This is a genomic window from Micromonospora sp. NPDC048842 (genome assembly GCF_040649935.1).
Taxonomy (GTDB): domain Bacteria; phylum Actinomycetota; class Actinomycetes; order Mycobacteriales; family Micromonosporaceae; genus Micromonospora; species Micromonospora hortensis.
The window spans coordinates 23,942-38,865 of the sequence record NZ_JBEZGK010000018.1 but is presented as its reverse complement, the minus strand read 5'-3'; the positions used below and the strand labels follow the sequence as shown (position 1 = coordinate 38,865).

Here is a 14,924-nt window from a genome sequence, read left to right as displayed (position 1 = left end):
GGGCCCGGCGCGGCTGCCGCAGGCTCGGACCGATGAACGCGCAGCCGCCGCCGGGCGACCCCGTGACCGACGATCCCGTGGCCGACCGGATCGACGTGGCAGTGGTCCGCCGGCTGGTGGCCGCGCAGTTTCCCCGGTGGGCGGATCTGCCGATCCGCCCCGTCGCTGTCGACGGTTGGGACAACCGCACGTTCCACCTGGGTGAGGAGATGAGCGTGCGGCTGCCCAGCGGCGCCGGGTACGCCCTCCAGGTCGCCAAGGAGCAGCGCTGGCTGCCGGTGCTCGGGCCGCAGCTGCCGGTCGAGGTGCCGACCCCACTCGGTCACGGACGGCCCGGGGCGGGATACCCGTACCCGTGGTCGGTCTACCGGTGGATCGACGGGCGGACCGCCCACGCTGAGCGGATCGACGACCTGTCCCGGTTCGCCACCGACCTCGCCGCCTTCCTGCGCGCCCTGCGCGGCGTGGACGCCACCGACGGCCCGGCGGCCGGCCCGCACAGCGCCTGGCGGGGCGGTCCGCTGTCCACCTACGACGCCGAGACCCGGGCGGCGATCGAGACGCATCGCGACCGGGTGCCCGTCGACGTCGTCACCGGCATCTGGCAGGCCGCCCTCGACGCCACCTGGACCGGGCCTGCGGTCTGGTTCCACGGCGACGTCGCGGACGGCAACCTGCTGGTGCGCGGCGGCCGGCTCGCCGCGGTCATCGACTTCGGCTGCTCCGGCGTGGGCGACCCCGCCTGCGACACCGTGATCGCCTGGACCCTGCTACACGGCCCCAGCCGGGCCGCCTTCCGCGCCGCGCTCGGTCTCGACGACGCCACCTGGGCCCGAGGACGAGGCTGGGCCCTGTGGAAGGCCCTGATCACAGTGGACAATGGGGACCCGGCCAAGGCCGAGTGGGCCGGGCGGGTGCTCGGCGAACTTCTCGCCGAGCACAGTGTGGCGCGCTGAACCTGTGGAGGCCCCGGCCCGTCAGCGCCCGGCGGCAGCCGGGGTGGCGTGTTCGGTACGGCAGCGCGGGCAGCGGAGTCGCGTCCCGGCTGCCGTTCGGGGCACTCGGAGCCGCTGACCGCAGCCGCAGGTCACCACCGGGGCCGATGCCCGGAGGTATTCGTCCCGGTCTCGGCGTGGCCACCGACCGTGGCAGCGGGCGCACCACTTCGGTGGGTAGCTGTGGTAGTACGCCAGGCCGAACGCGCCAGCGATCATCAGCGCGGCGGGGACGAGCAGGCCGAGCGGCGCGAGCAGCGCCGTCGGCACTCCACCGACGCCGTCGGACACCAGCACGGCGACCACAGTGAGCACGACCACCGGCACACCGAGCAGTGTGAAACCGAAGCCCCAGGCGAAGGCCAGCATCGACGGCAGGAACATCCACATGCCGCCGGGCGCCCAGCGGCGGACACCGTACCCGCCGCAGCGTGGGCAGTTCGGCGAGGCGCGGTGCGGCACCGACCGCAGTGCCTTCGGCGCCAGCCACTGAACGAGTAGCTTGAGGATCTCCTCGACCAGTTTCGTCGCGAGGGCCTGCAGGAACGAACCGAGCATCGTCACTCCCCTCGCCGATGGGTTCTGCCGTCGGCCCACCACCCATCGTGGGCGCTGGGTGCCAGCAGCCCACCCCAGCTCGCCGACGCCGCGTCGTCCACGACGCCAATCCGACAGTGCCCGTGCGTTGTTCGTCGGACGTTCGGTTGCTGGTCGCCCGGGCGTCGGCGGGGGCTGGCTAGCGTCGACCGTCGTCATCACACCTGGAGGCCGCCGCGTATGACGTCGTCACCCACCCGCCGCCGTTGGTCTGCGGTTCGATGGTGATCCGGAACGGGTTGCGCATGGCACCGGCGAAGTCACCGCCGTACGTCGGATCGGCGACAGCGCGCCGCACAGCGCGTTCACCGACCTCGTCCGGTACGCCGGAAGCTGGTTCTGCGCCTTCCGGGAGGCCCGCACCCACCTCAGTGACGACGGCGTGATCCGGGTACTGACGTCGACCGACGGCCGGTCCTGGACCTCCGCGACGGTCATCGCGCAGGCCGGCACCGACCTGCGTGATCCGCGCTTCGTGACGCGACCCGACGGGCGGCTGCAACTGCTCGCAGCGGCCGCCACCGGTGCCGCCATCAAGGCGTTCCAGACGGTGACCTGGCTCTCCACCGACGGGCACACCTGGGGCGATCCGACCCCGGTGGGTGAGCCGGGCGTCTGGGTGTGGCGGGCGGCCTGGCACGACGACGCGATGTACGGCGTCGGCTACGCCACCCGGGAGCCGAGGTTCGCCCGGCTCTACCGCAGCACCGACGGTGTGGACCTGCGGCAGTGGGTGCCGACGCTGTTCGAGGACGGGTACCCCAACGAGTCCGGTCTGGTCTTCACCCCGGACGGCACCGCCCTCTGCCTGCTACGGCGGGACGCGGGCACCGCGAGCGCGCAGCTCGGCAGGGCCATGCCGCCGTACCGGGACTGGGCCTGGACGGATCTGGGTGTCCAGGTGGGCGGGCCGACGCTGCTCCGACTGCCCGACGGGCTGCTGCTGGCCGGGGTGCGCCTGCACGACGGCGAGGTCCGCACCGCGATCTGCGTCGTCGACCCGGGCCGGGGGGAGCTGACCGAGCTGGTCGCGTTGCCGTCCGGTGGTGACACCAGCTACCCCGGCCTGGTCTGGCACGACGACCTGCTGTGGGTGAGCTACTACTCGTCGCACGAGGGGCAGACCTGTGTCTACCTGGCCGAGGTCAGCCTGACCGGCTGAGCCTGGCCCGGCAGCCCGGCGGTCGGCTAGCGTGCCGGAATGCCATCGACGCTCACCGAATCGACGGACCCCCACTGTCTGGGCCCCGGGGAGGCCACCGAACTGCTGCACGGGCACCAGTGGCGGCGATTCGTGGCGCTCGGCGACAGCGTCGTGGAGGGCATGTGTGAGCCGACACCGGGCTACCCGGACGTGCAGTGGGTCGACCGGGTCGCCGCCGAGCTGACGGCCGTGTGCCCCGAGCTGGCGTACCAGAATCTGGGTCGACGCGGGCTGCGCGCGCACCAGGTGCGGGCCACCCAGCTCGCCCCGGCGCTGGCCTTCGCACCGGACCTCGCGCTGGTCGTCTGCGGCGGCAACGACGCCTTTCACCCGGCGTACGACGCGGAGGCGGTGGACGTCGAGCTGACCGCGATGATCATCGCGCTGCGCGACGTGGGCGCCGACGTGATCACAGTGGGCATGTTCGACGTCTCGCACAGCCCAGCGGTGCCCGAGCACCTCCGGCCCGGTCTGGGCGAGCGCATGCGCCGCCTGTCCGCCCACACGGCCACCCTCGCCGAGCGCCTGAACACGATCCACGTGCACCTGACCGACCATCCCCTGACGGCCGACCCCACCCTCTACAGCACCGACGGCCGCCACGGCAGCGCCCGCAGCGACGCCATAGCGACAGCCCAAACCCTCCGCACCCTCTCCCCCCGGCTCCACCACCCGTCGCCTCACCACCCCTCGCCTCGGTGATCAAGAGGTTTGCGTCAGGAAGCTGGCCTCCGTTGACCGAAACCTCTTGATCACCGCGTGGGGCCGGGGTCTAGTCGGTCAGGAGGATTCCGGTGAGGAGGACGCCGTGGGCCAGGTTGAGGATGCCATCGCAGCCGGGGTAGCCGACCCTCGCCAGGCCGCCGGAGGCGTGCCGACCGAACAGGTACGGGGCCAGGGAGTACGGGACGTCGGCGGTGACCGTCTCACCGGTCTCGATCTGGACGAAGTCCATCGACACCCGGTCCGTCGGCAGGTACTCCTGGAGGATGGCGCCGCCCTGGTCGACGGCGGCGCGCACACCGTCGGCCCAGTCGGCCGCGCTCAGCTCCGGGCCGAGCAGGACACCGTGCCCGGCCGAACCGTCGGCCGGCTTCGCCACCAGCGTGGCCTGCTCGGCGATGGCCCGGTCGAGCACCGCCGCGGTCAACGGCACCGTGTACGGCACGTGCCGGCGGATCAGTGTCTGGTCGTCGGCGGGCAGCCCGTCCACGTCCTCCCACAGCCAGGCGAACGTGGTCTTGTTGCCCAGCAGCCAGGCCGCCGCCGACACGAACATCGGTAGGGTGCCGGCGGCGAGGGCCACGGTCACCGCGTCCAGGCCGGCGGTCGGGGTGACCCGGTTGGGCACGAACAACCGGAACAGCGCGTCGACCGGCGCGCCGTCGACGACCAGGCGGTTGTCGGCGTCCACTGCGGCGGTGGCGACCGGGGCGATGACCAGATCGATGCCGAAGTCGCGGGCCCGTACGGCGAGGGGGTCGAGGATCCGGATGAACGTCTGCGGGTCGTCGAGGCCCGGATAGTCGCCGTCGAAGTCCATCAGCAGCGCCACCCGGGCGCCGTCGGGCAGGCGCAGCTCCTCACGGATCGCCACGAACCGCTGGTCCAACAGCGACGGCGCGGCCCGCACCGGCAGGCCGTCGAGGATGCCGTGCTCCCGATAGAGGCCCTCGTACCGCTGGATGACGGTGTCGGCGTCGAACCCGCCGCCGAGGCTGCTGTCGATGTTGTACTCGACGAACTTCGGCACCCCGGCGGAGAAGATCACGTCCGGGCGGTACGCGGCCAGCAGCGCCTCGGTCAGCGGCTCGGCCTCGTCCAGCAGCCGGGTCTCCCCCGCCGGTACGCCGAGCAGCCGGCGCAGCTCACCGGCGGTGCCGGCGCGCCGCCGGCAGGCGTCGAGGATGAGCTGCGCGAGCCGGTCGCAGACCTCGTTGAGTTCCCGCCAGGCGTCGGCGGTGAGCACCGGGGGTCGGGCCAACCGCCACTGCTTGTTGTAGGTGGCCCGGCCGTGGAAGACCTGCTCCCAGGCCGCCGCCCCACTGGCCACCATGGCCCGACGTGCCGGCTCCGGAAGGTCGGTCCAGGCCCGGTCGGCCGCTGGCCACGGATAGTTCGGGTCGATCATGATCCGTCCTTCATTGTCAGGTGGATGGCGGTGGCGAGCTGGTCCCGGCCGGGCTGGACGGCCCGGTCCAGGGCCGGGGCGAACGGCAGCACCGCCCCGTCCGGGCGGGTGACCCGGCGCGGTGGGGCGAGCAGCCGGACCCGCTCCACCACGCTCGCGATGATCTCGGCGGCCATTCCGCAGGCACGGTTGCCGTCGTCGAGCACCACGAGGCGTCCGGTGCGGGCCACCGACTCGGTGAGACCGTCGATGTCCAGCGGGTACAGGGTGCGCGGGTCGAAGACCTCCACCGAGACCTGATCGGCCAGCTCCTCGGCGACGGCGAGCGCGTCGTGCACCAGGTGCCCGATCGCGACCACAGTCACGTCGTCGCCGAAGCGGTGGATCCGGCCCCGGCCCAGCGGCACCGGCGCCAGGTCGTCGACGTCGTCACGCACGTCCATCGCGCCGGCCGGCGCGAACACCACCACCGGGTCGTCGTGGCGGATCGCGGTGACCAGCAGCCCGTACGCGTCGGCCGGGGTGGCCGGCACGACTGTGACCACGCCGACGTGGGCGAAGAGGCTGTACGGGTGGTCGGAGTGCTGCCCGGCCCACCCGGTACGCGAGCCGGAGCCGGGCACCAGGTAGGTGACGGGGACACTGCACTGGCCGCCGGTCATCAGCGGGAACTTGTGCGCGTGGTTGACGATCTGCTCGAAGACCAGGAACAGCAGCGACGGGATCTGGAACTCGATCACCGGCCGCAGCCCGGCCAGCGCCGCCCCGGTGGCAAAGCTGGTGAACGCCTGCTCCGACAGGGGGGTGTCACGGACCCGTTCAGTGCCGAACCGCTTGGCCAGCCCGGTGGTCACCAGCGACGCCCCGACCTGGACGTCCTCGCCGAGCAGGAACACCGCCTCGTCGCGGGCCATCTCGTCGCCGAGCGCCCGGGTCAGCGCCCGGCGGTACGACAGTCGGGGCACCTCAACCACCTCCGGTGCGGGCGGTCAGGCCGCTGGCGTACAGGTAGGTCATCGCGTCGGCCGGGTCGGGTTCCGGGCTGCTCAGGGCGAACCGCACCGCCGCGTCAAGGGTCGCCTCGACATCGGCGTCCACTGCGGCGCGGTCGGTGTCGGTAAGGCGTTCCCCCTGGATGCGCACCGGGTCCCGGGCCCGACCACGGGTCACCTCGTCGGGTGGCCGGTAGTCGAGGCGTACCGCGTGTTCGAAGGTGTGGTGCACGTCGAAGCGGTAGGTCCGGGCCTCGATCAGCTCGGGGCCGCCGCCGGCCCGCATCCGGTCGACGGCGGCGCACGCGGCGACGCGTACCGTCTCGGGGTCCTGACCGTCGACCTGGACGGCCGGGATGTCGAACGCGGCGGCCCGGCCGGCGATGCTGCCGGCCACCGCGCCGGCGACCGGCATGGTGGTGGCGTAACCGTTGTTCTCGCAGACGAACAGCACCGGCACCCGCCAGAGCGCGGCCAGGTTGAACGCCTCCAGCAGCATCCCCTCGTTGACAGCGCCGTCGCCGAAGAAACTCACCCCTACGGTGTCGCGGCCCCGGCGACGGTGGGCCCAGACCGCACCCGTGATGATCGCCCCGGAGGCGCCGACTATCGCGTTGGCGCCGAGCACGCCGATGCTCAGGTCGGCGGCGTGCATCGAGCCGCCCCGGCCGGCGTTGAGGCCGGTGACCCGGCCGCACAACTCGGCGAGCATCCGGGCCGGGTCGGCCCCACGGGCCAGGACGTGCCCGTGCCCGCGGTGGGTGCCGGCGAGCACGTCGTCGGCGTCCAACGCGGCGCAGACGCCGGCGGCGATCCCCTCCTGGCCGAGGTACGGGTGGATGCCGCCGACGATCTGCCCGCCGTGGACCAGCTCCACCGCCCGTTCCTCGAACCGGCGGATCAGCCGGACCGTGCGGTAGAGCAGGACCGGGTCGGCGTCGGTCACGCGGGCCCCTTGATGGCGGCCAGGATGTCGTCCCAGAGCCGGGCCCGGGCGGCGAGGGCGGTGTTGACAGTGTCGGCGCACTCCTGCCACTTGCTGTCGTCGTCGCCGCACAGGTCTGCGAGCATCTGCATGGCCATCGGGGTGTGCTGTTCGCCGTCGACCTCGATGTGCCGGTGCAGGTAGTCGACGAAGGTGTGCAGCCGGTTGCTGTGCTCGTTGACCGACACGACCTGGGTGAACATGTCCGGGATCAGGTCCTCCCGGCCGAACGCGAAGGCCGCCGCCTGGCAGTGCACCGGGGTGGACTCGATGATCTGCCAGGTGGTCGCGGCGAACCGCGCCGACGCGGCCGGCACCCCGGCCTCGGCGAGCGCCTCGGTGACCGGTCGGCCAGCGCGCAGCAGGTCGACCAGCGCGTTCACCGCCGTGGTGTCCGCGCCGGCCTCGGCCATGCCCTGCACGTACAGCTCGAAGTGGCTGATGTAGCCGCCGCCCAGCTCGTCGCTCTCCTCGACCATGACGATGTCGTTGATGAGGCGGCGGCTGCCGGTCGGACCGGTCGGGATCCACGGCACTGTGACGCAGGTCAGTTGCCGTTGCAGCGACTTCAGCAGGGACATGAAGTCCCAGACCGCGAAGACGTGGTGCTGCATGAAGGTGACCAGCGCCTCGTGGGTGTCGAGGTTGGCGTAGAGCGGGTGCTTGACCACGGCGTCGCGCCGGTCGGTCACCGCCTGCTCCAACCGCTCGATGCCCGGGTGGGTCCTACCCCAGTCGTACCGTGACATGTCAGCCTCCCTGCTGGGCGCGGTGGCGCCAGATGACCGGGCAGTAGTCGGGGTCCGCGTAGTCCGGCCGCCCGTCGTGGGTGCGGCGGACCAGCACGTCGTGGTTGTACGCGGCGAGCGTGCCGTCGGAGAGCGGATACTCCCGCCAGGCGTTGTCGCCGTCCTGCAGGTGCAGCGAGATCGCCTGTCGGGGACGGCCGCTGACGTTGGGGCCGCTGCCGTGGTAGGTGCGGCAGTGGTGGAAGCTCACGTGTCCCTTGGGGATCACCATCGGGATCTTGCGGATCTCCGCGCCGTTGTACGCGGCGTTCTCGGCCAGCATCTCCTCCAGCTGGCTGCGGTCCCGGTCGGCGAAGTGCCGCACCACCGTGTCGTCGGCGCCGATCTCCTTCCACCGGTGCGAACCGTCGACCATCGTGATGGTGCCCATCTCCTCCCCGCAGTCGTGGAAGGGGACGAACGCGGTGAGCATCTTCTCCGACGACGAGGACGCCCAGTAGTGCTTGTCGAAGTGCCAGGGCACGATGTTGCTCGGCTCACCGGAGATCGGCGGCTTGTAGATCAGCGTGGACTGGAAGACCCGGATCTCGTCGGCCTGGGCGAGCCGGGCGGCGACAGCGCCGAGCAGCGGCTTGCGCAGGATCGCGCCGAGCCCGTCGTGCTCGTGGTGGACATAGTCGTTGTGCCGCTGCACCGGGCCCGAAGACTGCTCCCAGTAGGCCAGCTTCGGTGGGCGTACCGGCAGCCGCCGGTCCCGCTCCCCGTCGTAGTAGCGCTGCGTGGCGGCGGCGAGGGCGTCCACCTCCTCGTCGGTGAACACCTTTCCCGACAGGTACCAGCCGTGCTCGGCGTAGTGCCGCACGTCGTCGTCGGACGGCAGCAGCGCCCGCTCCTCGGCGGTCAACGTCGGCTCGTACTCCGTTGCGGTCACTGTGCCTCCTTGGTTCGCGACTGCGGGGCTCGCAAACCCGGCTCACTCCTCGCGCTCACGCCCCCACCCCCTGTGGCGTGGCCGCCACGGCGGCCAGTTCCCGCTCCTTGGCCTCGTAGAGCGCCTTGATGTTGCCGCTGCCGAAGCCCCGCGCGCCGCGCCGCTCGATCAGCTCCAGGAAGAGCGTGCGACGCACGTGCATCGACTCGGCGAAGATCTGCAACAGCTGGCCGTCGTGGTCGGAGTCGACGAGCACACCCAGCTCACGCAGCCGGTGCAGTGGGGCGTCGATCCGACCGACCCGCGCCTCCAGGGCGTCGTAGTAGCTGGCGGGGGTGCCCGCGAAGCGCACCCCACGCCGGCCCAGCGCCTCGACCGCGCCGACGATGTCGTCGGTGCGCAGCCCCAGGTGCTGCACTCCCCCACCGGCGTGCTGGTCGAGGAACGCGTCGATCTGCCCGGGCCGCCGGGTGCGGTCCGGTTCGAGCAGCACCACGGTGACCCGCCCGGACGGGCTCTGCACCACCTTGGAGTTCATCCCCTGCCCGTCGACCTCGATGTGCTCCTCGAAGATCTGCGCGAAGTCGAACAGCGCCTCGAAGTGCCGGACCGTCTCGTCGAGCTGGCCGGGCGGCACGCAGACCGCCAGGTGGTCGATCTCGGCGAGCACCGGCGGGTGGCCGTCCGTCGTGGACGCCGCCGCGGTGATGGCGCCGGGCAGGAACTCGCCTCCCTCGCCCCGGCGCTGCACCAGCCGGTGCCGCACGTCGGCGAAGCCGTCCACCTCGGCGATCACCACCTCGGCGTCCGCGCCGGTGCGGGTGGTCGGCGGCGTCACCCCGGTCGCGCCCCGACCCACCAGCTCGGCGTACGCGGCCGACACGTCGTCGACCTCGACGGCGACGACCCCGATGCCGTCACCGTGGCGTTGCACGTACCGCGACGCCGGATGCTCGGCGCTCAGCCCGGAGGTGAGCAGCAACCGGATGTCGCCGTGGCAGAGCAGCAGCGAGCGCTGCCCCGCCAGCCCGGTCTCCGGACCACCCTGGCCGCAGATCTCGAAGCCGACGGCGGTGCTGAAGTAGAAGGCCGCCTGTCGGGCGTCCCCCACGTAGAGTTCGATGTGGTCGATACCACGGATGTCCATGTCCCCTGAAACCCTTCCCACCCGATTCCCCCTGCGTTGCCGTCCGGGCACACCCCGCCCGGGATGCCGCCTCGATCACCCCCTCGGCTCGGCGACGCGCGCCAGCAGCAGGCTCACGTTCTGGCCGCCGAACCCGAACGAGTTGGTGACCGCGTACTCCAGGTCGGCCTTGCGGGGCGTGCCACGGATGTGGTCCGCCGGGCAGGCCGGATCCGGATCGTCGAGGTGGTACGTCGGCGGCAGCAGCCCCCGACCGAGCGCCAACGCGGTGGCCGCCGCCTCCAGCACCCCGGACGCGCCGAGCAGGTGACCGGTGAGGGCCTTGGTGGAGCTGACCGGCACACCGCCGACGCCGAAGACGTCGGCCAGGGCGGTGGTCTCCGCGACGTCACCGAGCTTCGTGCCGGTGCCGTGCGCGTTGACGTAGCCGACCGCCGCCGCCGGCACACCGGCGCTGCGCAGCGCCCGGCGGATGCACGCCGCCGCGCCGGCGCCGTCCGGGCGCGGGGCGGTCGGGTGGTACGCGTCAGTCGTCGCGCCGTGGCCGGCCACCTCGGCGTACCCGGCGACGCCGCGCGCCGCGGCGTGCTCGGCGCGTTCGAGCACCAGCAGCGCGGCACCCTCGGACAGCACGAACCCGCTGCGGGAGGTGTCGAACGGCCGACTCGCCCGGCCCGGGTCGGTGCCGGCGCGCGCCAACGCCCGCGCGTTGCCGAAGGTGTCGGCGAAGGTCGGGAAGAGCGGTGCCTCGCTGGCCCCGCAGAGCACCACGTCGGCCTCTCCGGTCGCGATGAGCCGCACCCCGTCGGCGACCGCCTGGGCGCCGGAGGCGCAGGCCGTGCCGACCGACGAGCTGTAGCCCCGGATGCCGTGCGCGATGGCGATCCGCGCCGCCGGCATGTTCGGCAGGATCCCGGTGAGCAGGTACGGGCTGACCGCAGCCCGACCCCGGGCCGCCCGCGCCAGCACCTGCGACTCAAGGGTGGCCATTCCGCCGACCCCACCGACGATCACACCGATCCGGTCGGGGTCGACGTCGCGGCCCACCTCGATGCCGGCGTCGGTCAGAGCGTCGGCGGCGGCGAGCAGGGCGAGGACGACGATCCGGTCCAGCACCCGGGTTTCCGGCCCGGACGCGACTGTGCGTGGGTCGATGTCGGGCAGCAGGCCGGCCACGTCCAGCGACGTGCTCGCCGGGTGCCCCTCGGGCGGGCGGGTCAGCCCGGACCGGCCCGTGGTCAGCGCGTCGAAGGTTTCCTCGACGCCCCGCCCGACCGGTGTGAACAGACCCATCCCCGTGATCAACGCGGTCACGCCGCCGCTCCGCTTCGCTCGCTCATGACGTGGCCTCGGTGAGGTAGCGCTCGCGCAGGACCACCTTGCGGACCTTGCCGGTCACGGTGACCGGGATGTCGGCGGAGCGCACCGGCACGACCCTGCGCAGTGTGGCGCCGACGTCCGGTCCGAGGGCGGCGCGGACCCGCTCGGTGCGGTCCTCGGCCTCGTCGGCGCCGGCGGCCAACTCGAGCAGCACGTCGGTGACGACCGCGCCGGCCTCGGCGACGATCACCACTGTGCAGTCGGTGACGTCCGGGCAGGCGGCGAGAATGCGCTCCTCGGACAGCGCTGTGTAGAAGCGCCGCCCGTCACCGGCGTCGACCGAGTCCACCGCCCGGTCCAGGTGGTAGTAGCGGCCGTCGGCGTCGGCGCGGACCAGGTCACCGGTGAGGTACCAGCCGCGCTGGCGGAAGCGGTAGGTGGTGACCGAGTCGTTCCAGTAACCCCGGAACAGCGACGGTGAGTCGATGCCCAGGAAACCCACCTCGCCGACCGGCACCGGCTCGCCGTCGGCGTCGAGCACCGCGACTGTGGCGAACCGGTACGGGCGGCCGATGCAGCGGCCGTACCGGTCGGTGTCGGCGCGGTGGGTGATGTGGAACATCGAGTGCCCCATCTCGCTGGAACCCAGCCCGTCGATGAAGACCGAGCCGGGCACCTTCGCCACCCCGTCGCGGGTGATGGTGTCGCGCCAACCGACAGCGACCAGGCGGCGGATGTGCGGCTCGTGCGAGGCGTCGCCGGTGTTGAACCACAGCCGCACCGAGTCCAGGTCGTACCCGGACAGGTCGAAGCGGGCCAGCTCCGCCCAGGTGACCGAGAAACCGAACACCCCGTCGGGGCGCCAGCGTTGGATGGCGTCCAGCACCCGCTCGCCGCCCTGCTCGGAGAGCAGGAACATCTGCGCGCGGTTGCCCAGCGCCTGGTTGACCATCAGCACAGTGGCGGTGTGCGGTGCGGGCAGCGCGTTGAGGATCCGGGTGGTGCCCTGCGCCTGCGGCATGGTGAGCAGGTGCCGGGTGGCCGCGAAGAGGCTGGCGTGCGAGTGCAGCACCGCCTTCGGCACCCCGGTCGTCCCGGAGGTGTGGGTGATCACGATCGGGTCGTCCGGGTGGTGCCGGTAGTGCGCAGGGGCCGTGGCCGGGTCGCCCGTGCCTGCCTGCGCGGGGGTGCCGAGCACTGGTACGCCCAGGTCGTGCCCGGCCAGCAGCGCGGTGTGCTCGTCGTCGGCCAGCACACCGACGCCCCGCAGCCGACGGATGTACTCGGCGGCGATCTCCGGGCGGAGTTTGCCGTTCATCAGCGCCGGGATCGCCCCGAGCCGGGCCAGCGCCAGGTAACTGAGCACCATGTCGGCGGCGGCGGTGGCCCAGACGGCGACCGGGTCGCGGGGGCGTACCCCCTGTTCGTGCAGCCAGGCGGCGCGGGCGGCGACCCGCTCGTCGAGCCGCCCCAGCGTCAGCGGCGTCTCGGCGGGGTGCCCGTCGACGGCGGTGTCGAAGGTCAGGCCGAGCCCGTCCGGGTCGGCGCCGTGCGCCAGCACCCGGGCCAGGACGTTGCCCGCACCCAGCTCGGTGTCGGCGGCCAGTGCGCCGCGCAGTCCCCGTGTCCTCATGGTCGTGCTCCTCCCCCCAGCAGCACCGCGACCGCCTCGGTGGGCCCGTCGGGTGCCTGTTCGATCAGGATCAGCAACACCTCGTCGGCGTCGCCGTCGTCGCGCAGCAGGTCGGCCTCGGCGACACCGTCGGTGTACGGGTCGCCGGTCGGGCTGAGGCAGACCACCGGGCCACGCAGGTCCCAGCGGGCCGCGAGGTGCCCGGCGACGCTGTTGGGCACGGACTGGAAGAAGAACAGCGGGCCGATCCGTCCGCCGGCCTCGACGGTGGCCCGTACGTGCTGGGCGCTGGCGAGATCACCGCTGGCGGTGACCAGCACGATTCCCGTCCGCACCCCGGCGGGCATTCCCGCCGACCCGTACCCCCGCCGCAGACACCGCTCGGCGACGGCCACCACCACCGGCGCGAAGTCCGAGTGCACGAACCCCGGCACCCCCGCCGCGCTGCCCCCGATATCCCCACCTTCGGGCCAGAAGGCCCGAGCCCTCTCCCCCGCCGATCTTGCGGTTTCGGTCGTCGGAATGGGTGCTTGGTCAGATTCGTCGGGGCAGAAAGTGCACGATCGCGGGGAGTGGGGGGCGGTCATCCGACGCCGACCAGGAGAGCGGTGTTGGCGCCGCCGAAGGCGGCGTTGAGGGTCAGGGCGTGGGTGGCTTCCGTCCTGTGGGGACGGTCCTTGACCACGTTCAGGGGGCAGGAGTCGTCGGGTCCCAGCCAGCCGGCGTTGACCGGCAGTTCGCCGTGACGCAGCGCCAGTGCGGTGACCACCAGTTCGAGCAGCCCGGACGCCTCCAGCGCGTGCCCGTGAACCGACTTCGTCGAGCTCACCGGGACCCGGGGGGCATGCCCGCCGAGGGCCCGGCGCAGGGCGGCCGCCTCGGCGGCGTCGCTCTGCGCGGTGCCGGTGGCGTTGGCGTTGACGTAGCCGACGGACTGCGGTGGCAGCCCGGCCCGGCGCAGCGCGCCGCCGATCGCGCGGGCCAGCCCGGTGCCACCGGGTTCCGGCTGGCAGGGATGGAACGCGTCGCCGGCCCGCCCCCAGCCGACCACCGAGGCCACCGGATCGACACCGCGTCGTCGGACGGTGCTCGACTCCAGCACCACAGCGGCCACACCGTCACCCAGCAGCAACCCCCGGCGGCCGGCGCTGAACGGGCGGACCGCCCCGTCGACAGCGAGGGCGCGGCCGGCGTCGAAGAGCGCGAACTGGTCCGGTTCCACCAGGTAGCCGGCCGCGACCACCACCCGCTCGACATCACCGCGGCCGATCCGGGCTGCGGCGTCGGCCACCGCCGTACTGGCCGACACACAGGCGCTGGTATAGACCCGGGTGTGACCCGAGAGTCCACATCGGGCGGCAAGCTGACCGGCGAGCACGGCCGGCGTCGTACCGAGGGTCGGGCCTGCACCGGCGGCCGGGCCCGTACCGAGGGCCGGGCCGCCGTGCACGGCGAGCAGCAGGGCGCATCCGGCGCGCTGCGCGCGGTCCAGGCCGGCCGCCCGACAGGCCGCGTCGATCCCGGCGGCCAGCTCGTCGGTGAGGGTAGCGATCTCGGGCAGTGTGGCCGCCACTGTGACCCGGCGGGCGGCGGTGTCGAATCGGCTCACCGGTCCGAACGCCGGTACCCCGGCCAGCACACCGGCGAGCTGCGCGTCGGCGCCCCGCCCAAGGGCGCTGACCGCGTGCACACCGGTGAGCTGGGCGACGCGCGGCTCAACCATCTGCGGAGGCGGTCAGCGACGCCCGGAACACCGCCAGGGCGTCGTCGACGGTGCGGATGCCGGCCAGTTCGTCGTCGGTGAGGTCGAGCCGGCGTTCGTAGCGCTGCTCGACGAGGTGCACCAGCCAGGCGAGCTCCATCGAGCCGATCCGGTCGGACACCTCGGCAGCCGGTTTCGCGGTGAGTTCGGCGAGCATGGTCATCAGGTCAGCTCGCCCCAGATCGGGCTGACCGCTCATCAGCCTTTGTCGCTCGTCGCCTCGGTGACGCGGTTGGCGACCATCGTGGTGAACTCGCCGACCGTCATGAGGGCGAGCTGCTCCGACTCGTCGTCGGCGAACGTCAGGCCGTACCGGTCCTCGACCCGGACGGACAGATCGGCCAGGGCGAGAGACTCCAGGTCGACGCCGGACGGGCCGAGCGTGGTGTCGTCGTCGAGCCCCTCGACGTCGTAGTTCATGTCGGCGAGCTGCTCGACGACGAAGGCGCGGACCTCGGCTCTCATGGATACCCTCTCT

General features: G+C 72.7%; 16 protein-coding genes. 3 read left to right on the top strand and 13 right to left on the bottom strand.

The features are described from left to right. The first annotated feature begins 32 nt into the window (after nt 1-32). The gene (locus AB0C19_RS23375) at nt 33-956 is read left to right on the top strand and encodes an aminoglycoside phosphotransferase family protein (protein ID WP_357188595.1); all 924 of its coding nucleotides are present in this window, start codon (nt 33-35) and stop codon (nt 954-956) included. Nucleotides 957-977: 21 nt separating this feature from the next. Here AB0C19_RS23375 and AB0C19_RS23370 read toward each other — a convergent pair whose 3' ends face one another. Beyond that, nucleotides 978-1,553, bottom strand: a complete 576-nt coding sequence (locus tag AB0C19_RS23370) for a hypothetical protein (protein WP_357188593.1) — start codon at nt 1,551-1,553, stop codon at nt 978-980. Between the two features lie 421 nt (nt 1,554-1,974). Between AB0C19_RS23370 and AB0C19_RS23365 the strand changes: the two genes are divergently transcribed. Together AB0C19_RS23365 and AB0C19_RS23360 are read left to right on the top strand one after the other, a co-directional pair. After that, the gene (locus AB0C19_RS23365; RefSeq protein WP_357188591.1) at nt 1,975-2,754 is read left to right on the top strand and encodes an exo-alpha-sialidase; all 780 of its coding nucleotides are present in this window, start codon (nt 1,975-1,977) and stop codon (nt 2,752-2,754) included. 39 nt (nt 2,755-2,793) lie between these two features. Next, on the top strand, nt 2,794-3,498 hold the full coding sequence (locus AB0C19_RS23360; RefSeq protein WP_357188588.1) for an SGNH/GDSL hydrolase family protein: 705 nt from the start codon (nt 2,794-2,796) through the stop codon (nt 3,496-3,498). A gap of 70 nt (nt 3,499-3,568) precedes the next feature. On the opposite strand, the gene AB0C19_RS23355 is transcribed toward AB0C19_RS23360, so the two are convergent. The 12 genes from AB0C19_RS23355 to AB0C19_RS23300 form a co-directional block, all read right to left on the bottom strand. After that, the gene (locus tag AB0C19_RS23355) at nt 3,569-4,927 is read right to left on the bottom strand and encodes a hypothetical protein (RefSeq protein WP_357188586.1); all 1,359 of its coding nucleotides are present in this window, start codon (nt 4,925-4,927) and stop codon (nt 3,569-3,571) included. After that, nucleotides 4,924-5,892 (bottom strand): transketolase C-terminal domain-containing protein, encoded by a 969-nt coding sequence (locus AB0C19_RS23350; RefSeq protein ID WP_357188584.1) that lies wholly within the window; start codon nt 5,890-5,892, stop codon nt 4,924-4,926. The genes AB0C19_RS23355 and AB0C19_RS23350 overlap by 4 nt, the downstream gene beginning before the upstream one ends. A gap of 1 nt (nt 5,893) precedes the next feature. After that, entirely contained in the window at nt 5,894-6,865 is a 972-nt protein-coding gene (locus AB0C19_RS23345) for a thiamine pyrophosphate-dependent dehydrogenase E1 component subunit alpha (RefSeq protein WP_357188582.1), read from the bottom strand. Next, nucleotides 6,862-7,653 carry a DUF3050 domain-containing protein gene (locus AB0C19_RS23340; protein ID WP_357188579.1) on the bottom strand — a complete coding sequence of 264 codons (792 nt, stop codon included), beginning with the start codon at nt 7,651-7,653 and terminating at the stop codon, nt 6,862-6,864. The genes AB0C19_RS23345 and AB0C19_RS23340 overlap by 4 nt, the downstream gene beginning before the upstream one ends. Nucleotide 7,654: 1 nt before the next feature. Then, nucleotides 7,655-8,584: a phytanoyl-CoA dioxygenase family protein gene (locus tag AB0C19_RS23335; protein ID WP_357188577.1), complete on the bottom strand. Its 930-nt coding sequence runs from the start codon at nt 8,582-8,584 to the stop codon at nt 7,655-7,657. Nucleotides 8,585-8,639: 55 nt separating this feature from the next. Further along, nucleotides 8,640-9,731, bottom strand: coding sequence for a 4-hydroxyphenylpyruvate dioxygenase (hppD, locus tag AB0C19_RS23330; protein ID WP_357188575.1), 1,092 nt, complete (start codon nt 9,729-9,731; stop codon nt 8,640-8,642). 75 nt (nt 9,732-9,806) lie between these two features. Next, entirely contained in the window at nt 9,807-11,045 is a 1,239-nt protein-coding gene (locus tag AB0C19_RS23325) for a beta-ketoacyl-[acyl-carrier-protein] synthase family protein (protein ID WP_357188573.1), read from the bottom strand. Nucleotides 11,046-11,067: 22 nt separating this feature from the next. Continuing rightward, complete coding sequence (locus AB0C19_RS23320) at nt 11,068-12,684, bottom strand: class I adenylate-forming enzyme family protein (RefSeq protein WP_357188571.1); 1,617 nt, start codon at nt 12,682-12,684, stop codon at nt 11,068-11,070. After that, a complete protein-coding gene (locus AB0C19_RS23315; protein ID WP_357188737.1) occupies nt 12,681-13,208 on the bottom strand; it encodes a beta-ketoacyl synthase chain length factor in 528 nt (175 codons plus the stop codon). The genes AB0C19_RS23320 and AB0C19_RS23315 overlap by 4 nt, the downstream gene beginning before the upstream one ends. A gap of 59 nt (nt 13,209-13,267) precedes the next feature. Then, nucleotides 13,268-14,407, bottom strand: coding sequence for a beta-ketoacyl synthase N-terminal-like domain-containing protein (locus AB0C19_RS23310; RefSeq protein WP_357188569.1), 1,140 nt, complete (start codon nt 14,405-14,407; stop codon nt 13,268-13,270). After that, a complete protein-coding gene (locus AB0C19_RS23305; RefSeq protein ID WP_357188567.1) occupies nt 14,400-14,645 on the bottom strand; it encodes an acyl carrier protein in 246 nt (81 codons plus the stop codon). Before AB0C19_RS23305 ends, AB0C19_RS23310 begins: the two co-directional genes overlap by 8 nt. Beyond that, a complete protein-coding gene (locus AB0C19_RS23300; RefSeq protein ID WP_203119726.1) occupies nt 14,645-14,911 on the bottom strand; it encodes an acyl carrier protein in 267 nt (88 codons plus the stop codon). The genes AB0C19_RS23305 and AB0C19_RS23300 overlap by 1 nt, the downstream gene beginning before the upstream one ends. Between the last annotated feature and the right edge of the window lie 13 nt (nt 14,912-14,924).